Below are 21,618 nucleotides of genomic sequence, written 5' to 3'. Positions count from 1 at the left end.
AGATTTCTTCATAGCTAATCTTAGTATGTTTTATAATATAAAGGCAGTTGATGATTGAATTAAAAATGCATTAATATCAATCTTTTCGACACACGTTATAGGAGGACAAGCATTCATGTCCTCCTACACTATTATTTAAAGAATTAAGATTCGTATTGACTTGAACCTTTTGACGGCTGAAGAATTGGATCTAAAATAGCTACAACAATAGTGAAGATGACAGCAATAATAATTGGATTAATTACATTTAGTGCCGGTCCACTATTTAAGCTATTCAATACGAAATTAACCATTTGAAGTAACAATACTGCCCAAATGAATGTCATGAGGTATCTCATATTATATAACCTCCACTTGTTTATTCGTTAACTCTATTTTAAGTGATAATATCTTATTTGTATAGTATAAATCTAAGACGTTGTTATCTCATACTTTTAATTAAAAGCAAAATAAGAAATTAGAGTATGTTGTAATTATAAAGATGTATTTAGTGAAGTTTGTTAAAATACATAATGGAAATGTTTTGTATTGATTGGGAGACTCTCTGCTTGAGTTTAAAAACATGAATATGTTAAATTAATACCTGGTATTAAAAAATTTTAAGAAGGTGTACAACCATGAATGTGGGTATTAAAGGTTTTGGTGCATATGCACCTAAAAATATTATAGACAATGCCTATTTTGAGCAGTTTTTAGAAACTTCAGATGAATGGATTTCTAAAATGACTGGTATTAAAGAAAGACATTGGGCAGACGAAGATCAAGACACATCTGATTTAGCATACAATGCAAGTATTAAAGCGATAGAGGATGCTGGCATTCAACCAGAAGATATAGACATGATTATCGTTGCTACAGCTACTGGGGATATGCCTTTCCCAAGCGTGGCTAATATCTTACAAGAAAGACTAGGAACAGGTAAGGTTGCTACTATGGATCAACTTGCTGCATGTTCTGGCTTTATGTATTCAATGATTACTGCTAAACAATATATACAATCTGGTGATTACAAACATATTTTAGTTGTGGGTGCTGATAAATTATCTAAGATTACCGATATGACTGACCGTTCTACTGCTGTATTATTTGGAGACGGTGCTGGAGCTGTTGTCATGGGAGAAGTTGCTGAAGGTCGTGGTATCATCAGCTATGAAATGGGTTCAGACGGTAGTGGTGGTAAATACTTGTACTTAGATAGAGAAACTGGCAAACTCAAAATGAATGGTAGAGAAGTATTTAAATTTGCTGTGAGAATTATGGGTGATGCATCTACGCGTGTAGTTGAGAAAGCTGGTTTATCTTCTGAAGACATAGACTTATTTGTTCCACATCAGGCTAATATTAGAATTATGGAATCTGCGAGAGAGAGATTAGGAATAGAAAGAGAAAAAATGAGTGTCTCAGTAAATAAATATGGTAATACTTCGGCTGCCTCAATACCATTAAGTATTAATCAAGAATTGCAAAATGGAAAAATCAAAGATGACGATACATTAGTCTTAGTTGGCTTCGGTGGAGGTCTAACTTGGGGCGCAATCGTTATTAAATGGGGAAAATAGGAGGATAACGTATGAATAAAAATAATAGAGTTGTTATAACGGGTATCGGAGCCTTATCTCCAATTGGTAACGATGCTAAAACAACATGGGACAATGCACTAAAAGGTGTTAACGGTATAGATAAAATCACAAGAATAGATACTGATGATTATAATGTACATCTTGCTGGTGAATTGAAAGATTTTAATATAGAAGACCACATTGATAGAAAAGAAGCTCGCCGTATGGATCGTTTTACACAATACGCGGTGGTTGCTGCAAGAGAAGCGGTTAAAGATGCACAATTAAATATTAATGAAAAAAATGCCGACCGTATTGGTGTATGGATTGGTTCTGGTATCGGTGGTATGGAAACTTTCGAAGTTGCACATACAACACTTGTAGAAAGAGGACCACGTCGAGTAAGTCCATTTTTCGTTCCAATGTTAATTCCTGATATGGCTACCGGTCAAGTTTCTATTGATTTAGGTGCTAAAGGGCCTAATGGTTCTACAGTAACAGCTTGTGCTACGGGGACTAATTCAATAGGTGAAGCATTTAAAATTATTCAACGTGGTGATGCAGATGCAATGGTGACTGGTGGAACAGAGGCACCTATTACACATATGGCAATCGCAGGGTTTAGTGCTAGTCGTGCATTATCTACAAACAATGACCCTGAAACGGCTTGTCGACCATTCCAAGAAGGCCGTGATGGCTTTGTTATGGGTGAAGGGGCAGGTATTGTTGTACTTGAATCATTAGATTCAGCTAAAGAGAGAGGCGCTGAAATTTACGCTGAAGTTGTAGGTTATGGTTCCTCTGGCGATGCACATCATATTACAGCACCTGCGCCTGAAGGTGAAGGTGGCTCAAGAGCTATGCAAGCTGCTTTAGATGATGCTGGAATCAAAGCTCAAGATGTACAGTATTTAAATGCACACGGCACAAGTACACCAGTTGGAGATTTATATGAAGTTCAAGCGATTAAAAATACATTCGGTGATGCTGCGAAGTCATTAAAAGTAAGTTCAACTAAATCAATGACTGGACATTTATTAGGTGCTACAGGTGGAATTGAAGCTATTTTTTCTGCTCTATCAATTCGTGATTCAAAGGTAGCCCCTACAATACATGCAATCACACCAGACGAAGAATGTGATTTGGACATTGTTCCGAATGTAGCCCAAGACTTAGACATTACCTATGCAATGAGTAATAGTTTAGGATTTGGTGGACATAATGCAGTGTTAGTATTTAAGAAATTTGAAGACTAAAATTAAATAAATGTAAACAGAAATCTTCAAGTGATGAGTTATTAATTTAGCTACTCACTTGAAGATTTTTTTATAATAATAAGGATACTCCGATACTCACAATTATATAAGTGAGGTTAACAATCAATGTTGGAACTACCCATGGGGAAATTATATAACTTTCTTTTTTAACTTTTTGCGGATTGAAAAAGTGGTCATTTTTCATCATACGTTTTTTCTTAGTTGAGGAAAGTTGATACTTTAAACGACGAAATCCAAAGCTTGTAGCATCAAATATTCCTTCTTGAATGAGTAAAATAAGGAAAGCAACTATAAAAATAATGAATGATGTATAAAATAAGATATTGATTAAATTTATAAAGTGATTTGAATAAAATAACCATATAATTATTGATAAAACTGGCGTAAATAATGACGAAATCAAATAAGAATTTATGGACATTAATGAAACCTCCTATCTATGCTAGATGTATTTTAACTTAATATTAGAAAAGGGTGGATTTTTATATTGCAAAAGTAAGAGAATAAAACAAAAAAGTCATTTATCTATATTTACTATAGTACTGTAATGCAAAATGATATTGCAATTGTATAAATATTATAGATATAATAAAGATTAATATTTCTGAAAATTATGAAGGGAATGTCAATTTTGAATATTCTTTAATTTAGGAGGGTGTATATGACTAAATATGTGTTGAAACGATTGTGTTATATGTTTGTGTCGTTATTTATTGTTATAACAATTACATTTTTCTTAATGAAATTAATGCCAGGATCTCCGTTTAATGACACAAAACTTAATGCGCAACAAAAAGAAATATTAAATGAAAAGTACGGTTTGAATGATCCAGTAGCATTACAATATGTTAATTATTTGAAAAATGTAGTAACAGGTGATTTTGGCAACTCATTTCAATATCATAATATGCCAGTGTGGGATTTAGTTAAACCACGATTGATACCTTCAATGGAGATGGGAATAACGGCTATGGTTATTGGTGTTGTTTTAGGTTTAGTATTAGGTGTTGCTGCTGCTACTAAACAAAATACATGGGTAGACTATACAACAACAATTATCTCTGTTATCGCAGTATCAGTGCCGTCATTTGTCTTAGCAGTTTTATTGCAGTATGTATTTGCAGTTAAGTTAGAATGGTTTCCAGTTGCAGGATGGGAAGGTTTTTCTACAGCTATTTTACCTTCTCTAGCACTATCAGCTACAGTTTTAGCAACTGTTGCAAGATATATTAGAGCTGAAATGATTGAAGTACTCAGTTCAGATTACATACTTTTAGCTCGAGCTAAAGGAAATTCTACTTTAAAAGTGCTCTTTGGACATGCATTACGAAATGCATTAATTCCTATTATTACAATCATTGTACCTATGTTAGCAGGTATATTAACAGGAACATTAACAATTGAAAATATCTTTGGTGTTCCAGGCTTAGGTGATCAATTTGTTCGTTCTATAACTACAAATGATTTTTCAGTCATCATGGCTACTACGATATTATTCAGTACTTTATTTATTGTTTCAATCTTTATTGTAGACATTTTATATGGTGTTATCGATCCAAGAATTCGTGTGCAAGGGGGCAAGAAATAATGAGTAATAAAGAAGATGTTACAAACATTAATGGCGATATTTCTAATGGCACGATGTCACATACAAGTAATGATATTTCGAATACAGATTTTATAATTAGAGATTTAGACTTGAATCAAGAGCCGGAAATGCCGCGTGAAAGTAAGAATTTTTGGCAAGATGCTTGGTCACAATTGAAACGTAATAAATTAGCAGTAATCGGAATGATAGGTTTGTTGCTTATAGTTATTATGGCATTTATAGGACCATTAATGAATAAACACGATTTTGCTGAGCAGAATGTTGATCATCGTAATCTCCCAGCAAAAATACCATTATTAGATCATGTTTCATTTTTACCTTTTGACGGTAAAGGTACGGACGGTAAAAATGCTTACAAAGAAGCAGGTGCGAAAGAAAACTATTGGTTTGGTACTGATCAACTTGGACGTGATTTATGGACACGTACTTGGAAAGGTGCGCAAATTTCACTTTATATTGGTGTAGTTGCTGCATTATTAGATATTTGTATTGGCGTTGTATATGGAGCCATTTCTGGGTTCTTTGGAGGCAGGGTAGATGATGTGATGCAAAGGATTTTAGAAATTATTGCTTCTATACCCAATTTAATTGTCGTTATTTTATTCGTACTTATTTTTGAACCTTCAATTTGGACTATTATATTAGCTATGTCAATTACTGGCTGGCTGGGGATGAGTAGAGTGGTACGTGGAGAATTTTTAAAATTGAAAAATCAAGAATTTGTTTTGGCATCTCAAACATTGGGTGCTTCTAAATTCAAGTTAATCTTTAAACATATACTACCTAACACTTTAGGAGCTATTGTCGTTACATCAATGTTTACCGTTCCAAGTGCAATATTTTTCGAAGCATTTTTAAGCTTTATTGGAATAGGGGTGCCTGCACCTAAGACGTCATTAGGATCTCTTGTCAATGATGGACGTGCAATGTTGTTGATACATCCTCATGAATTATTTATTCCAGCAATCATTTTAAGTTTATTGATTTTATTCTTCTATCTATTTAGTGATGGACTACGTGATGCATTCGACCCAAAAATGCGAAAATAAAGGAGGTAAAAATAATGACAGAAACGGTATTAGAAGTAAATGATTTGCACGTTTCCTTTGATATTGCTGCAGGAGAAGTGCAAGCTGTCAGAGGCGTGGATTTTCATTTGAATAAAGGGGAAACGTTAGCTATTGTTGGAGAATCTGGATCTGGAAAATCTGTAACAACTAAGGCAATTACAAAACTTTTTCAAAAAGATACAGGAAGAATAAAAAAGGGAGAAATCTTATTTTTAGGTGAGGACTTAGCTCAGAAAAGTGAAAAAGAACTGATACAGCTAAGAGGTCGAGATATTTCAATGATATTTCAGGATCCTATGACTTCTTTAAATCCAACAATGCAAATCGGAAAGCAAGTCATGGAACCTCTGATTAAACATAAGAAATTAAGTAAAGCAAAGGCCAAGCAAAGAGCATTGGAAATTTTGAATTTAGTTGGGTTACCTCGTGCTGAAAAACGATTTAAAGCCTATCCACATCAATTTTCAGGAGGACAACGTCAGAGAATAGTTATTGCAATAGCATTGGCATGTGAGCCTAAAATATTAATTGCTGATGAGCCTACAACTGCTTTAGATGTGACAATGCAGGCTCAAATTTTAGATCTTATGAAAGAACTACAAAATAAGATTGAAACTTCAATTATCTTTATTACGCATGATTTAGGCGTTGTAGCAAATATTGCGGACAAAGTAGCCGTAATGTATGGGGGACAGATGGTTGAAACAGGGGATGTGAATGAAATATTTTATGATCCTAAACATCCCTATACATGGGGATTACTTTCTTCAATGCCTGATTTAACAACCAGTAATGACACGGATTTAATTGCAATTCCAGGTACACCACCAGATTTACTTCATCCACCTATTGGTGATGCTTTTGCACGTAGAAGTCGATATGCCTTAGATATTGATTTCAAGGAAGAACCGCCTTGGTATAAAGTGTCACCCACTCATTTTGTAAAATCTTGGTTGTTAGATGCAAGAGCTCCGAAAGTTACGCCACCATCAATGGTTCAAAAACGATTAAGAACAATGCCAAATAATTATAAACAACCACAAAGAGTAGAGAGGGTGGCTTTTAATGAGTAATGAAAATGTATTATTACAAGTTAAAAACTTAAAACAATATTTTAATCAAGGTAAACATAATGAAGTTAAAGCGATTGATAATATAAGTTTTGATGTTTATAAAGGGGAAACGTTAGGGCTTGTAGGAGAGTCTGGATGTGGTAAATCAACGACTGGAAAAGCCATTATCAAATTAAATGATATTACTGATGGTGCAATTGAGTATGATGGTAAAGATATTCATCAAATTAGAAAACGTAAAGAGCGATTGAAGTTTAATAAAAAAATTCAAATGATATTTCAAGATCCATATGCATCTCTAAATCCTCGGTTAAAGGTTATGGATATCGTAGCTGAAGGAATAGATATTCACAAACTTGCTAGTAGTCAGCGGGATCGAAAGAAACGTGTATACGACCTTTTAGAAACAGTTGGTTTAGGTAAAGAACACGCGAATCGTTATCCACATGAGTTTTCAGGCGGACAAAGACAACGTATTGGTATCGCACGTGCATTAGCTGTAGAGCCAGAATTTATTATTGCAGATGAACCGATATCAGCATTAGATGTATCGATTCAAGCTCAAGTCGTTAATCTTTTATTAAAGCTACAACGTGAACGTGATATTACTTTAATGTTTATTGCTCATGATTTATCAATGGTGAAATATATTTCCGATAGAATTGCAGTAATGCACTTCGGTAAAATTGTAGAAATTGGACCGGCTGATGATATTTATAAATATCCATTACATGATTATACTAAGTCATTATTAAGTGCCATTCCACAGCCTGATCCTGATGTTGAGAGAAATCGTCAACGTGTTTTATATCATGAAGATGCAAAGCTTAATGAACAAAGACAATTAAATGAAATTAGACCACAACATTATGTATTTTCTACTCAAAACGAAGCAATTAAATTGAAACAAAAGTATGGTTTGTCTGTTAAATAAGTTAAGAAAGGGGGAATTAAAAGATGAAAAGTTTGAAAGGCTTAATCATTTTATTAAGTGTATGCATAGTTTTATCTGCTTGTAGTAATAAGCAGAGTTTATATTCAGATCAGGGGCAAGTTTTTAGGAAGGTCATTTCACAAGATATGACGACACTTGATACTGCATTAATCACAGATGCTGTTTCTGGTGATATAGCAGCTCAAGCATTTGAAGGATTATATACTTTAAATAAAGAGGATAAAGCTGAGCCAGCCATTGCAACATCTTTTCCAAAGAAGAGTAATGGTGGCAAAACACTTACGATTAATTTAAGAAAAAATGCAAAATGGTCCAATGGAGATTCGGTAACTGCATATGACTTCGTATATGCGTGGAGAAAGGTAGTTAATCCTAAGACGGCTTCTGAGTTTGCATACATAATGAGTGATATAAAAAATGCAGATGAAGTTAATGCAGGTAAAAAATCAGTCAAAGATTTGGGTATCAAGGCTATAGGTAAATATCAATTACAAGTTGATTTAGAAAGACCTGTACCTTATATTAATGAACTATTAGCACTTAATACATTTAATCCTCAAAATGAGAAAGTTGCTAAAAGGTTTGGAGAACAATATGGTACAACTGCTGAAAAAGCAGTGTACAATGGACCATTTGAGGTAACAAATTGGAAAGTGGAAGATAAAATTCAATTAGTTAAAAATGAACAATATTGGGATAAAAAGAATGTAAAATTAGATAAAGTGAACTATAAAGTATTAAAAGATCAACAAGCAGGTGCATCGTTATATGATACTGGCTCGGTCGATGATACTATTATAACTTCTGAACAAGTTGATAAATATAGAGGAGAATCTGCTTTGAATTATCGTTTAACAGCAGCAACATTCTTTATTAAAATGAATCAAAAAACAGTTCCTGAATTTAAAAATAAGCATTTAAGATTGGCTATAGCTCAAGCAATAAATAAAAAAGGATATGTCAATTCTGTTTTAAATGATGGTTCGCTACCATCAAATAATTTTACTGGTATAGGAACTGCCGATACTCCGGATGGCAAAGATTTTGCAAGAACCATCAAATCACCATTAAAATTCAACCCTGATTTAGCGAAAAAGAATTGGAGAGAAGCACAAAAAGAATTAGGAAAAAATAAATTTACTTTTACGATGAACACACAGGATACACCTGCTTCAAAAATTGCTGCAGAATATATAAAATCTCAAGTTGAGAAGAATTTACCAGGTGTGACACTCAAAATTAAACAAATGCCATTTAAACAAAAAACTACTTTAGAATTAGCAAATAACTATGAAGCAAGTTATTCAGGTTGGAGTCCTGATTATCCTGATCCAACAGCATTTCTTCAAACAATGACCAAAGATAATGCACAGAATAATACAGATTGGAGTAATAAAGAATACGATCAATTACTCAAAGAAGCCAACAGCAAGCTTTTACGAAAGCCAGGTGAACGTAATACCTCATTACAAAAAGCGGAATATATCTTATTACATGAAGCGCCAGTCGCTCCTGTTTATCAAAAAGGAGAGGCACACTTAACGAATCCGCAAGTAAAAGGATTACAATATCACAAAGTAGGGCCTGAAACGACGCTTAAACATGTCTATATTGATAAATCAATCAATAGGGAGACAGGTAAATAGGAGTATAAAAATGCCTCGAAAATTATTTCCGAGGCATTTTTATATTATATAGTATTATCTTTTTCGACCCAAGCCCATTGCTTTTTCCATTTTTTTCAATGTTTTAAATGAAGCTTTTTGAGCTTTTTCTTTACCTTTATCTAGAATATCATCTAGGTCATCAGAATTATAAAAGCTTGCATATTTTTCTTGGAAATTAATAAGAAAATCTTTAACGATTTCCGATAAATCACCTTTAAATTTACCGTAACCTTCACCTTCATATTTAGATTCAATATTTTTAATAGAGTCATTAGTTAGACCAGAATAAATTGAAAGTAAATTTGAAATGCCTGGTTTATTCTCACGATCAAATTTTATTATACCGTCAGAGTCTGTTACAGCGCTTTTAATTTTTTTGGCAGCGACATGAGGTTCATCCAATAAAGAAATGAAATTCTTCTGATTATCATCACTTTTACTCATTTTTTTAGTAGGATCTTGTAAACTCATCACACGCCCACCAACTTTAGGCATTCGTACCTCTGGTTTTACTAATACATCATTGTATCTACTATTGAAACGATCTACTAAATTTCGTGTCAGTTCCATATGTTGCTTTTGATCATCACCAACAGGAACAATGTTAGTGTTGTAAATCACGATATCAGCCGCCATCAATGGTGGGTAAGTGAGTAGACCAGCAGGTACGCCATCTGCTCGTTTCTGAGCTTTGTCTTTAAACTGCGTCATACGTTCCAATTCACCAATAGAAGCTATTGTTGTAAGCATCCAACCAGCTTGCACGTGTGCAGGGACTTCAGATTGAATAAATAAAGTCGATTTATCTGGATCAATACCTGATGCCAAATAAATTGCTGCGAGTTGACGTATTTGCTTGCGTAATTTTAAGCGGTCTTGTGGTACCGTTATAGCATGTTGGTCTACGATACAGAAAAAACATTCATAGTCATCTTGAACATCTACAAATTGTTTTAATGCACCGATGTAGTTACCAATTGTTGGAATACCACTTGGCTGAATTCCTGAGAATAAAGTTTCCATATTAGATGCCTACTTTCTTATTAAGATTGTTTATGTATCATTATAACAGTATTTCGTTAATTTGTAAGTTGTGTTAAAATATCTATATCTGGGTATATCATTAAAGAAAGGTATACATTTTTATTTATTTTTAAGATTTCTCAGAAAAATTAGGTTTTTCTCATTTAATTTTAATCTTAGTCATTTATAATAATAAGTGTAAGATTAAGAAAGCTAAAAACTTAATTTCTTTAATTAACAAATAATTTTGAAATAATGAATTAAATTCATTCTATAGGAGAGTGAGATGTATGGTAACATTATTTACTTCACCAAGTTGCACATCTTGCCGTAAAGCGAAAGCATGGTTACAAGAACATGATATTCCGTATACGGAGCGTAACATTTTTTCTGAACATTTAACAATTGATGAAATTAAACAAATTCTAAAAATGACTGAAGATGGAACTGACGAAATTATTTCAACACGTTCTAAGACATATCAAAAATTGAATGTGGATATAGATTCATTACCATTACAAGATTTATACTCAATCATTCAAGATAATCCTGGCTTGTTACGTCGTCCAATTATTTTAGATGACAAACGTTTACAAGTTGGATATAACGAAGATGAAATTCGTCGTTTCTTACCACGAAAAGTACGTACATTCCAATTACAAGAAGCGCAACGTTTAGTTGATTAACAATAATATTAACAACTTCTTTGAAAGATATTTGAGAGTGGAATAGAATTATTGCTGATTTTGTTCTTCCACTTTGGTAACGAAGAATCGTGTTGAACAACGCTCAACATATGCGTACTAACAATTTAGTCATCGATTGCCATTCGTTAAAGTATGCCTAGGGCTTTTTGGTCCTAGGCTCTTTTATATATAATCTTATTAAAAGTAAGTTTTTTGTTATAAAAACAGGGAATATGTTAAAATAGATGTCCAAATGAATAATAGTTAAATTTAATCAAACAAATAAATTGTAATTTAACCTCCGTTCTAATACAATATGGTTACTATTCATCGACTGTAAGGAGTGAGATGATATGAGAATAGAACGTGTTGATGATACAACAGTAAAATTGTTTATAACATATAGTGACATTGAAGCACGTGGTTTTAGTCGTGAAGACCTATGGAGTAACCGTAAACGTGGTGAAGAATTCTTCTGGTCAATGATGGATGAAATTAATGAAGAAGAGGATTTTGTAGTTGAAGGTCCGCTTTGGATTCAAGTACACGCTTTTGAAAAGGGTGTGGAAGTGACAATTTCTAAATCAAAAAATGAAGATGCTATGAATATGTCAGACGATGATACAAATCATCAGTTTGATGATCAGGTAAATGAATTATTGGCTCAAACACTTGAAGGTGAAGAAAGTTTAGAAGATTTATTTGAACAACGTAAACAACAAAAGAAAAACCATCAAGATAAACAACAAAAACGTGCGCATAAGCCATCAAATGTGAGAAATATTATAGTGAAATTTGACGATTTAGAGCAAGTTATCGACTATGCTTATCATAATAATCAAAACACTGATGAATTTGAAGATTTATTATATATGATTGATAATAAATATTATTACTCAATTCATTTTGATGATTCGGTTTCACAAGAGATGATTAACGATAGTTATAGTCAGTTATTGGAGTTTGCTTATCCAACTGATAAAACAAATATATATTTAAACGACTACGCTAAGATTATTATGAGTCACAATGTTACTTCTCAAGTACGTAAATACTTTACTGATACAAATGAATAATAATGATTTAAAAGGTGCCATTGGGCACTTTTTTTAATTTTAAAAAGTAAAACTATGATGTACTCCGTTATTAATAATGGGGTGAAGAAATGTTAATGGCAATCAATCAGCAAGGTCAGAAAATTTTAGCGCAACATGCAAATAAATTTGATAAATATCAATGTCCTCACTGTAAGTCTGAGGTGATACTCAAGCAAGGGATGACTTTAATAGCCCACTTTGCGCATAAAACACGTTTTAATCACCACTGTTCAAAATCAGAATCAGTTGAACATTATGAAGCAAAGTTATATTTAGCAAGAATTTATAAAGCTTTGAATTTCAACGTGGAAATTGAACCTTATTGCAAAGAAGTTTTGCAATATCCAGATATTGTGATTAATCAAAAAATTGCAATTGAAGTTCAATTTTCTAAAATAAGTATCAGTAAAATTATTCGTCGAACAACTGGTTTAAAGCGAATAGGTTTGAATGTGATTTGGATTATTAAAGATGTTCCTTTGAAAGATAAATACGTTAAATTATCACCATTTCAAAGTGTTTTTATTCATCCAATTAATAGAACATTAGTAACATGGGATTCAAAAAAGTTTGTATTAATATTATATAGTCATCTTCAACATGTAGGCGGTAAAAAATTTGTTGCACAAAGAAAAGTTTTAAAATTAGAGGATATAATAAATATGACTTTTCAATCCAATAATGTTCCCAATTTTAGGTTGTCTGCTTCTAATATACAACGTTATATAAACTATTGTAGAAAGCGCCACAGTGTTTTAGAACCTACACTCAGTGCCATGTATCAATTAAATATGTGTGATTCTGATGTAATTTCTAAATTAGGATATGTTGTACCACATCAAATATATATAATAACGCATCCAATAGAATGGCAATTAAAATATCTGTTGCTAAGAAGAACATTAAATGATAATGAATTATGTAAACAACTTCTTAGTAAAGTTAAGTTTAGGGTGTTTGCAACGTTTCAATACGACAAACGTCAAATATTAAACACTATTTTACGTGAATTTGATTATTTATATGAACACGAAGGCTTAAACGTGCAAAAGTAGTGCTAAAATGAGAAAATTAAGCTATTAGATTATTAAGGAGGTTTACATTATGAGTCAACAATTAACAAGAGAAGAACAGGAACGTAAATATCCTGAATATACATGGGATTTAACAACTATATTTAAAAGCGATGAAGCATTTGAAGAAGCTTTTAAAAGTATTGAAGCTAAAATAGGTGAAGAAGAAAAATTTAAAGGTCATCTTGGTGAAAGTGCCGAAACACTATATGAAGCGCTAAGTCTTGAAGACGAGCTAGGTACAAAATTAGAAAAGGTATATGTATACGCACATTTAAAACAAGATCAAGATACTGCAAATGATAAGTATACCGGTTTAGAAGCACGTGCACATCAACTTGTTATTAAATATAGCTCTGCATGGAGTTTTTTAGTACCTGAAATTTTACAACTAGATGAAGCTACTATTCAATCTTTTATCGATTCTAATGATAATTTAAAACGATATGAATTCGATTTGAAATTGATTAATGAGAAACGTCCACATATATTAGATGCGAATACAGAAAAGTTATTAACAGAAGCACAAGACGCACTTTCTACGCCTTCTAATGTATATGGAATGTTTAGCAATGCAGATTTGGAATTTGAAGATGCTATAGATAAAGATGGTCAAGCTTATCCTTTAACACAAGGTACATTTATCAAGTATTTAGAGTCTGATGATCGTGAGTTAAGAGCTTCTGCATTTAGAAATGTTTATAAAGCATACGGTGCGCATAATAACACACTAGGTGCTACTTTAGCTGGTGAGGTTAAGAAAAATGTATTTAATGCTAGAACTCATCATTATCGTTCAGCACGTGAAAGAGCTTTAAGTAATAATCATATTCCAGAAGCTGTTTACGATAACTTAATCAAAACGGTCCATAAATACTTACCATTATTACACAGATACACGAAGCTTAGACAAGAGTTATTAGGTTTAGACGATTTAAAAATGTATGATCTTTATACACCACTTGTTAAAGATGTTAAATTTGAAATGCCATATGAAGAGGCAAAATCTTGGATGTTAAAAGCACTTGAGCCAATGGGAGAAGAATACTTAAACGTGGTTAAAGAAGGTTTAGATAATCGTTGGGTCGATGTATATGAAAATAAAGGTAAACGTTCAGGCGGATATTCATCTGGTGGGCATTTAACTAATCCTTTCATATTACTTAACTGGTCTGACACTGTTTCTGATTTATATACTTTAGTACATGAATTTGGCCACTCTGCACATAGTTACTTTAGTAGACAAAATCAACCATCAAATTTAAGCGATTATACAATCTTTGTCGCTGAGGTTGCATCAACTTGTAATGAGGCTTTACTTAGTGACTACATGGACAAACATTTAGATGATGAACGACGTCTATTGTTACTTAATCAAGAATTAGAACGATTTAGAGCAACACTATTCCGTCAAACAATGTTTGCTGAATTTGAACATAAAATACATCAAATAGAAGAAGCTGGGGAGCCGTTAACGCCAAATCGTATGAATGAAGAATATGCTAAACTTAATAAATTGTATTTCGGCGAAGCGGTAGAAACTGACGAAGATATCAGTAAGGAATGGTCACGTATTCCTCATTTCTATATGAATTATTATGTATATCAATACGCTACTGGTTATAGTGCGGCGCAAAGTTTAAGTCATCAAATTTTAACTGAGGGTCAACCTGCTGTTGAACGTTATATCAATGAATTCTTAAAAAAGGGTAGCTCAAACTATCCAATCGAAATATTAAAAAATGCAGGTGTTGACATGACAACACCTCAACCAATAGAGGAAGCTTGTGAAGTATTTGAGCAGAAATTAGATGCTTTTGAAAAGTTAATGAAAGCTTAGCAGAATTGAATTCGCTTACAATATGAACAGATTGTGACAATTTGATTTTATGAATAAACAAGGGTTGAAAAGGATATTTTACCGTGTTATATTATGAACATGAAATTAATCACATAACAAACATACCCCTTTGTTTGAAGTGAAAAATTTCTCCCATCCCCTTTGTTTAGCGTCGTGTAATCAGACACGGCGTTTTTTTATTTGAAAATTTTTAAATTGAATATAAAAATTGTTGCTATACATCATATATACATTATTGTGTATATTTTTAATGAAAAAATACATCAGTAAATATTAAAAATCGCCTATGACAACTATTCATGTCATAGGCGATTTTTTAATTTATAGATAACTGAGTTAAAAACAAGTGTGAAATATTCTTTTTATACTCGAGAGTCCACGCTATCGTAATTAAGATTTATTTTTCAAAATGAAATTTGTATAGCTCTCATCATATCTATCATTAACACTGAGGCATTTTAGACTTCCAAAATTCTCCCTCTGGATATTGCAATTTTTCAACTTTTTGTTGAAGTGTGAGTTTCTTTAATTCTTTGTTTAATAATTTTTCAGGCCATTCATAAATCGTTAAAAGTTCTTCCATTGTTACTAGTTGTTTCTTTTGAATGTAGTATTCTAATTTTGGAGGAAGATTTTTCTCTATAGGTTGTCCCATTAACTCATTAATAATGTAAGTATAGATATGATAAGGATATAATCCTTCGACTTTTAAACCTTCTTCATGAACATTTTCGCTGAAAAAAACAAGTGAGGGAGCTTGTTCTATTTCCATTTCTCTTGCAATGTGAAGATCAACTTTCAAGCTATCAGTCAACTTGTCCTTTTGCAAGTCTTCTTTAAAAACTTGATAGTCAATACCGGCATTATTAATACAATCAGAAATCATATCTTCGGTAATAATATCACGTTTTGGAATGATTTCATTTTGCATTAAATGTATAAATCTTTCTGCTCTGATGCGACCTTGAAGTTCAGCGGCTTTATAGGCAAGTGCAATATTGTCAAAATCCGAAGTACTTTGAGCTTGACACTTAGTTAATACCTTTAAAGAAGGGTTTAAAATATGTCTTACCTTTATATATTTATTATATTCAATTCTTAATTTTGATAAGATTGCAGATAATTTAAAACAATCTTTACTAAAAGGATCAAAAAAAGAATAGATTTCTATTTTGCTAACAGGTGATAGATTAGTATCTTCACGACTCTTATTCTCCATGATTCTTAATTCTTCAGCCATGTATTTTCACCTACAATTAAATTTAGGAATTTACCATGTGATGTGCAGTAAGTCTTAATCGCTCAAACAAGTAATCGCCTACACCCGCAGGAAGTTCGGCGTGTTGAATAGCAGTATGCATGTTCTCAAGCCATGCATCACGTTCATACTCACTAATTGTAAATTCCATATGTCTTCGTTTTAACATGGGATGACCATGTTCTTGTGTATATAAGTCAGGACCTCCAAGAAACTGTGTCAAAAATTGTTTCTGCTTTCGACTGGTTTCTTTGAAATCGCCTGGGAATAAATGATTGATACGAGAATCTTTCTCGACAAGTTGATAGAAATGATCAATCATTTGATACAAGGCTTTTTGACCAATCAACTCATATGGTGTTTTAGACATAATATCACCGTGTTCCATTAATATATATCTAATATAACATGAATTTTTACATTTAAAAGTAATTTGCCTTATCGACAACTGTTACTCTTTATTGCTTACATTTTGTTTTTCTTGAAAAAAACGTTGCACCTTATTCAAGGGTTTTTGATGTTGAAGATTAAAATATTGAAGTAAACTTTTAAATTTTGAATATCCCTCATCATAAGAATGGACTTCAAACTCTAATTCATAATCAGTTTTGCCGAGATATTCACTCTTATCTAATACTAGTAATTCATTTTGATAATCAGTTTCTAAACGATAGGTAGTTAAGTTTCCTAACACTTTAAGCTCATTTTCTAAAATATTAAAGTCATTTTCTAAAATATTTCTAATATCTTTGGGTAATTGAGAGAGTTGAAGTGACATATCAAGTTTAGGTTCTATATTTACTGAGTGATTATATTCTGTTAATCCAACTTCAGCAGGGACTTTTAAAGTCATTTCATACATATAATCTTTGACTCTTATACGCAAAGCAGCCTGATGTTGCTTTAATTTAAAATTCTCTGTGTCGATATAGAAATTAGTTTGCTTAAAAGGTGATTGATTTTTGAAATAGAGTTCATAGATTTTTGAGTAAGTATCTTGATCTAGTATTTGTTTAAATTCAATCTCATTATTCATAGACATAAAAGTCACCTCTATCATGTTTTAGCTATTGTAAATTTAGCACGTCTTATTATGACGAATTTTGATTTATAATTAAAGTCAAACACTATAAGTAAAAGTTGAAACTTAAATTGGCTAGGTGAGTTAGAAGATAAATAGATTGTGGTAATTACTAAATCATCATAAAAGAATGAGTAATGATAGCAATAAAAACATGAGAGACTAGAAGATTTTTTCTGTGAGTTGTAGCGTGTTTTGATAGGTTGTAATATGTTAAACTAGTATGGAATAAGGAGGAAACAAGCATGCGTATTTACATAAATGAAATTAAATTAAAAGATGATGGCGTTTATTGCTTCTCAGAGGAATCTACAGAAGGATTAGAAGAGGTAGGTCAAATGCTTGTTGATAGTGATAATTATGGTTTTGCTTATCTTTTAGATGATGGACAATCATATTCATATTTGATTTTTGTTCAGGAAACATGGTCGATGTTGCATGAGAATAGAGATAAAAAAATCATTATTAATAATCATTTAGAACTTAAGCATTTCCAAGAAGAATTAGATTATGTTTTGAATAACATAGAAGGAAACAATAACTATGGTAAGGAGTTTGTTTCAGCTGTTGAAAAAACTTTCGAACTAGAGTGAAGCGGAGTGAAACAAAATGAACCAGTGGGATCAATTTTTAACGCCATATAAGCAAGCTGTCGATGAGTTAAAAGTAAAACTTAAAGGATTAAGAAAACAATACGAAGTGGGAGAACATAATTCTCCAATTGAATTCGTGACTGGAAGGGTAAAACCTATTTCAAGCGTTATAGACAAAGCGAACAAAAGGGGTATCCCTTTTGATTGTTTACATGAAGAAATGTACGATATTGCTGGTCTTAGAATTATGTGTCAATTCGTGGATGACATTGACATAGTTGTTGATATATTAAGACAACGTCAAGATTTCAAGGTTATAGAAGAAAGAGATTACATTCGAAATACAAAAGAAAGTGGCTATCGTTCTTATCATGTGATAATCAAATATCCTATTGAAACACTCAGTGGACAAAAGCACATATTGGCTGAAATTCAAATCAGAACCTTAGCAATGAACTTCTGGGCTACAATCGAACATACATTAAGGTATAAATATGATGGGGCATATCCAGATGAGATTCAACATCGTTTAGAGAGAGCAGCAGAAGCGGCATATTTATTAGATGAAGAAATGTCCGAAATTAAAGATGAAATTCAAGAAGCGCAAAAGTATTACACGCAAAAGCGTGCTAAGAAACATGAAAATGACTAATGAGGTGTAAATCATGCGTTATACAATCCTTACTAAAGGTGATTCAAAATCAAATGCATTAAAGCATAAAATGATCAATCATATGAAAGATTTTCAAATGGTAGAAGATAGCGAAAATCCTGAAATTGTCATTTCAGTTGGGGGAGATGGAACGTTATTACAAGCTTTCCATCAATATAGTCATATGTTATCCAAAGTTGCTTTTGTCGGGATACACACCGGTCATTTAGGATTTTATGCAGATTGGTTACCTCATGAAGTTGAAAAGCTTATTATTGAAATTAATAATTCGGAGTTTCAAGTTATTGAATATCCACTCTTAGAATTAATAGTCAGGTATAACGATAATGGTTATGAAACGAGATACCTTGCTTTAAATGAAGCAACAATGAAAACTGAAAATGGCTCAACATTGGTTGTAGACGTCAATATAAGAGGTAAACATTTCGAACGATTTAGAGGAGATGGGTTGTGTATATCTACACCTTCGGGTTCGACAGCTTATAATAAAGCTTTAGGTGGTGCGCTCATACATCCATCACTTGAAGCGATGCAAATTGCTGAAATTGCATCTATTAATAATAGAGTGTTTAGAACGGTAGGCTCGCCATTAGTACTTCCTAAACATCATACGTGTTTAATTACGCCGGTAAATCACGATACGATTAGAACCACAATCGATCATGTTAGCATTAAGCACAAAAACGTCAATGCAATACAGTATAGAGTTGCTAATGAGAAAGTGCGTTTTGCTAGATTCCGTCCATTTCCGTTTTGGAAAAGGGTACATGACTCATTTATTTCTAGTGATGATGAACGATGATTTTAACATATCAAATTGTACAGTCAGAACCAGTGAAAACTTTTTTGAAAAATCAAGATTATTCTAAACGCACGTTGAGCGCCATTAAATTAAATGGCGCTTTACTATTAAACGGTTCACCTGTAACTGTCAGACATGTTATGGACAAAGGTGATAGATTAGAAGTTCATTTTCCAAGTGAAACACCAAGTGAGAATTTGATTCCCTACGATAAGGAATTAGAAGTCATTTATGAGGATGCGTATTTGATAATTGTAAACAAGCCACAAATGCAAAATTGTGCACCTTCTAGAGAACACCCCCATGGCAGTTTAGTAGAACAAGTGCTTGCTTATTATACAAAAAAAGGCGAAAAAATAAATCCTCATATTGTGACTCGACTTGATCGAAACACTTCAGGTTTAGTTGTATTTGCTAAATTTGGACATGTACACCATTTGTTTTCAAAGGTAAAATTTAAAAAAGAATATGTCGCCTTAGCCTATGGCCAAACACAATCTTCAGGTGTTATTGAAGCGCCTATTGCAAGGCTGAGTGATAGTATCATTAAGCGAGAAGTTAATGAAAAGGGGAAGTATGCAAAAACAGTCTATCAAAAGCTTATGCAAAATGAGACTGCTAGTTTATGTAAGATTAAATTGCTTACTGGAAGAACGCATCAAATTCGAGTTCACTTTGAGTATATTGGTCATCCATTAATTGGTGATGATTTGTACGGTGGAAATCATCCTTGTGTTCATGGACAAGCGTTACATTGCTGTTCAGTCGAATTTATCCACCCCATATACAGGTCTCATTATCTGATAAATGTTGATTACAAACAATTAATTAAATTATTCAACATGGTATAATAAATATGTTTTGGAGGTGTTAACATGTCTAACGAAACTGAAATGAAAGACAACGTTCGTGAAGACGTATATGATAAAGAATTATTTGATCGATTATTAGATAAAAATGATATAAATGAATTCAGAAAAGAATTTTTAGAATTACATAACTATGAGCAAAGTGAATACTTTGAAGATACGGATGATGGAAATAGACAAAAAATATTTGAGTTTTTATCACCCAAAGAAGTAGCAAATTTCTTTGATCAATTAGACTTTGATGACGATGATTATGAGAGTCTTTTTGATAATATGGACGCTACCTATGCTAGTCATGTCTTAGAGGAAATGTCTTATGATAATGCGGTAGATATTTTAAATGAGTTATCTAAACCTAAAGTGGCGAGTTTGCTAACATTAATGAACAAAGATAATGCTAATGAAATCAAAGCTTTATTACATTATGAAGAAGATACTGCCGGCGGTATAATGACTACGGAGTTTATCTCTTTAAAATCAACTACACCTGTTAAAGAAGCGTTAATTCACGTAAAAGAACAAGCGCCTGATGCTGAAACAATATATGTTATATTCGCAGTAAATGAAGATGAACAACTTGTTGGTGTTCTATCACTTAGAGATCTTATTGTAGCTGAGAATGATGCATACATTGAAGATGTTATGAGTGAACGTGTCATCAGTGCTAATGTCGGTGATGACCAAGAAGATATCGCTCAATTAATGAGAGACTACGATTTTATAGCAGTTCCAGTTGTAGATTATCAAAATCATTTACTAGGTATTATTACCATTGATGATATCCTGGATGTTATGGATGAAGAAGCAAGTGAAGACTACTCACGATTAGCTGGGGTATCTGACATTGATTCTACAAGTGACTCAGTGTTTAAAACGGCGAGTAAAAGGTTACCATGGCTCATTGTGTTAACATTTTTGGGTATGATCACTGCTACTATATTAGGTAGTTTTGAAGATACATTATCTCAAGTGGCATTACTTGCAGCATTTATTCCAATTATAAGCGGTATGTCAGGAAATTCTGGTACACAATCATTAGCTGTTTCTGTCCGTAATATATCTACTGGGGAAATAAATGAACAGAGTAAATTTAAGATTGCATTGCGAGAAGCGGGAAGTGGTTTATTATCTGGTATTGTATGTGCAGCTATCCTTTTCTTAATTATTGTGGTTATATTCAGACAACCTTTATTAGCTTTAATAGTAGGTGGAAGTTTGACATGTGCAATGACAGTAGGTACATTGGTTGGTTCAATGATTCCTCTAGTAATGAACAAATGTAAAATTGATCCTGCTGTTGCAAGTGGTCCTTTTATTACAACAATTAATGACATTGTGAGTATGCTTATTTATTTTGGATTAGCTACATCATTCATGTCATACCTAACATAA

At 32.6% G+C, this 21,618-nt stretch carries 22 protein-coding genes; 16 read left to right on the top strand and 6 right to left on the bottom strand.

Annotated elements, in window-relative coordinates; translation table 11 throughout:
• Positions 1 to 143: 143 nt before the first annotated feature.
• A complete protein-coding gene (locus HMPREF3058_RS10320) occupies positions 144 to 338 on the bottom strand; it encodes a YjzD family protein (protein ID WP_002491659.1) in 195 nt (64 codons plus the stop codon).
• Positions 339 to 617: 279 nt separating this feature from the next.
• On the opposite strand from HMPREF3058_RS10320, the gene HMPREF3058_RS10315 reads away from it, so the two are divergent.
• Complete coding sequence (locus tag HMPREF3058_RS10315) at positions 618 to 1,559, top strand: beta-ketoacyl-ACP synthase III (protein ID WP_002476523.1); 942 nt, start codon at positions 618 to 620, stop codon at positions 1,557 to 1,559.
• A gap of 11 nt (positions 1,560 to 1,570) precedes the next feature.
• Positions 1,571 to 2,815 carry a beta-ketoacyl-ACP synthase II gene (gene fabF / locus HMPREF3058_RS10310; RefSeq protein ID WP_001829324.1) on the top strand — a complete coding sequence of 415 codons (1,245 nt, stop codon included), beginning with the start codon at positions 1,571 to 1,573 and terminating at the stop codon, positions 2,813 to 2,815.
• A gap of 70 nt (positions 2,816 to 2,885) precedes the next feature.
• Here the strand turns inward: fabF and HMPREF3058_RS10305 are convergent, their stop codons facing one another.
• A complete protein-coding gene (locus HMPREF3058_RS10305) occupies positions 2,886 to 3,257 on the bottom strand; it encodes a DUF3899 domain-containing protein (RefSeq protein WP_002491618.1) in 372 nt (123 codons plus the stop codon).
• Positions 3,258 to 3,497: 240 nt separating this feature from the next.
• Here HMPREF3058_RS10305 and opp3b point away from each other — a divergent pair, with 240 nt between their 5' ends.
• From opp3b to HMPREF3058_RS10280, 5 genes are read left to right on the top strand one after another with little or no spacing between them, the layout of a single operon-like run.
• Positions 3,498 to 4,424, top strand: coding sequence for an oligopeptide ABC transporter permease (opp3b, locus tag HMPREF3058_RS10300; protein ID WP_001829338.1), 927 nt, complete (start codon positions 3,498 to 3,500; stop codon positions 4,422 to 4,424).
• On the top strand, positions 4,424 to 5,494 hold the full coding sequence (gene opp3C, locus HMPREF3058_RS10295) for an oligopeptide ABC transporter permease (RefSeq protein ID WP_002446066.1): 1,071 nt from the start codon (positions 4,424 to 4,426) through the stop codon (positions 5,492 to 5,494). Before opp3b ends, opp3C begins: the two co-directional genes overlap by 1 nt.
• A 14-nt stretch (positions 5,495 to 5,508) precedes the next feature.
• A complete protein-coding gene (locus tag HMPREF3058_RS10290; RefSeq protein ID WP_002457175.1) occupies positions 5,509 to 6,588 on the top strand; it encodes an ABC transporter ATP-binding protein in 1,080 nt (359 codons plus the stop codon).
• Positions 6,581 to 7,522 carry an ABC transporter ATP-binding protein gene (locus tag HMPREF3058_RS10285; RefSeq protein ID WP_002446068.1) on the top strand — a complete coding sequence of 314 codons (942 nt, stop codon included), beginning with the start codon at positions 6,581 to 6,583 and terminating at the stop codon, positions 7,520 to 7,522. Before HMPREF3058_RS10290 ends, HMPREF3058_RS10285 begins: the two co-directional genes overlap by 8 nt.
• Before the next feature lie 23 nt (positions 7,523 to 7,545).
• Positions 7,546 to 9,189 (top strand): peptide ABC transporter substrate-binding protein, encoded by a 1,644-nt coding sequence (locus HMPREF3058_RS10280; RefSeq protein ID WP_002446069.1) that lies wholly within the window; start codon positions 7,546 to 7,548, stop codon positions 9,187 to 9,189.
• A gap of 54 nt (positions 9,190 to 9,243) precedes the next feature.
• On the opposite strand, the gene trpS is transcribed toward HMPREF3058_RS10280, so the two are convergent.
• Positions 9,244 to 10,233, bottom strand: coding sequence for a tryptophan--tRNA ligase (gene trpS / locus HMPREF3058_RS10275; RefSeq protein ID WP_002446070.1), 990 nt, complete (start codon positions 10,231 to 10,233; stop codon positions 9,244 to 9,246).
• A 290-nt stretch (positions 10,234 to 10,523) separates the two neighbouring features.
• Between trpS and spxA the strand changes: the two genes are divergently transcribed.
• The 4 genes from spxA to pepF all read left to right on the top strand — a co-directional run bounded on the left by spxA (position 10,524) and on the right by pepF (position 14,929).
• A complete protein-coding gene (spxA, locus tag HMPREF3058_RS10270; protein WP_001829294.1) occupies positions 10,524 to 10,919 on the top strand; it encodes a transcriptional regulator SpxA in 396 nt (131 codons plus the stop codon).
• Positions 10,920 to 11,272: 353 nt separating this feature from the next.
• A complete protein-coding gene (gene mecA / locus HMPREF3058_RS10265; RefSeq protein WP_002491607.1) occupies positions 11,273 to 11,995 on the top strand; it encodes an adaptor protein MecA in 723 nt (240 codons plus the stop codon).
• 95 nt (positions 11,996 to 12,090) lie between these two features.
• Positions 12,091 to 13,071, top strand: a complete 981-nt coding sequence (locus tag HMPREF3058_RS10260) for a competence protein CoiA (RefSeq protein ID WP_002502029.1) — start codon at positions 12,091 to 12,093, stop codon at positions 13,069 to 13,071.
• 49 nt (positions 13,072 to 13,120) lie between these two features.
• Entirely contained in the window at positions 13,121 to 14,929 is a 1,809-nt protein-coding gene (gene pepF, locus HMPREF3058_RS10255; protein ID WP_002491603.1) for an oligoendopeptidase F, read from the top strand.
• Between the two features lie 463 nt (positions 14,930 to 15,392).
• Here the strand turns inward: pepF and yjbH are convergent, their stop codons facing one another.
• From yjbH to HMPREF3058_RS10240, 3 genes are all read right to left on the bottom strand, one after another.
• Complete coding sequence (yjbH, locus tag HMPREF3058_RS10250) at positions 15,393 to 16,190, bottom strand: protease adaptor protein YjbH (RefSeq protein ID WP_001829256.1); 798 nt, start codon at positions 16,188 to 16,190, stop codon at positions 15,393 to 15,395.
• A gap of 22 nt (positions 16,191 to 16,212) precedes the next feature.
• Positions 16,213 to 16,578 carry a truncated hemoglobin YjbI gene (locus HMPREF3058_RS10245; protein ID WP_002457171.1) on the bottom strand — a complete coding sequence of 122 codons (366 nt, stop codon included), beginning with the start codon at positions 16,576 to 16,578 and terminating at the stop codon, positions 16,213 to 16,215.
• Positions 16,579 to 16,659: 81 nt separating this feature from the next.
• On the bottom strand, positions 16,660 to 17,250 hold the full coding sequence (locus HMPREF3058_RS10240) for a CYTH domain-containing protein (protein WP_002491624.1): 591 nt from the start codon (positions 17,248 to 17,250) through the stop codon (positions 16,660 to 16,662).
• Positions 17,251 to 17,534: 284 nt separating this feature from the next.
• On the opposite strand from HMPREF3058_RS10240, the gene HMPREF3058_RS10235 reads away from it, so the two are divergent.
• The 5 genes from HMPREF3058_RS10235 to mgtE are packed head-to-tail and all read left to right on the top strand — an operon-like array spanning position 17,535 to position 21,618.
• Entirely contained in the window at positions 17,535 to 17,882 is a 348-nt protein-coding gene (locus HMPREF3058_RS10235; protein WP_002457169.1) for a UPF0738 family protein, read from the top strand.
• Between the two features lie 16 nt (positions 17,883 to 17,898).
• Positions 17,899 to 18,534, top strand: a complete 636-nt coding sequence (locus HMPREF3058_RS10230) for a GTP diphosphokinase (protein ID WP_002457168.1) — start codon at positions 17,899 to 17,901, stop codon at positions 18,532 to 18,534.
• 13 nt (positions 18,535 to 18,547) lie between these two features.
• Positions 18,548 to 19,357, top strand: a complete 810-nt coding sequence (locus HMPREF3058_RS10225) for an NAD kinase (RefSeq protein ID WP_001829306.1) — start codon at positions 18,548 to 18,550, stop codon at positions 19,355 to 19,357.
• On the top strand, positions 19,354 to 20,208 hold the full coding sequence (locus tag HMPREF3058_RS10220) for an RluA family pseudouridine synthase (protein WP_002486575.1): 855 nt from the start codon (positions 19,354 to 19,356) through the stop codon (positions 20,206 to 20,208). Before HMPREF3058_RS10225 ends, HMPREF3058_RS10220 begins: the two co-directional genes overlap by 4 nt.
• Positions 20,209 to 20,232: 24 nt before the next feature.
• Positions 20,233 to 21,618, top strand: coding sequence for a magnesium transporter (mgtE, locus tag HMPREF3058_RS10215; RefSeq protein WP_002491619.1), 1,386 nt, complete (start codon positions 20,233 to 20,235; stop codon positions 21,616 to 21,618).

Source organism: Staphylococcus sp. HMSC068G11 (genome assembly GCF_001815825.1).
Taxonomy (GTDB): domain Bacteria; phylum Bacillota; class Bacilli; order Staphylococcales; family Staphylococcaceae; genus Staphylococcus; species Staphylococcus epidermidis.
The sequence above is the reverse complement of the archived record's forward strand: the minus strand, read 5'-3'. Positions and strand labels throughout refer to the sequence as shown.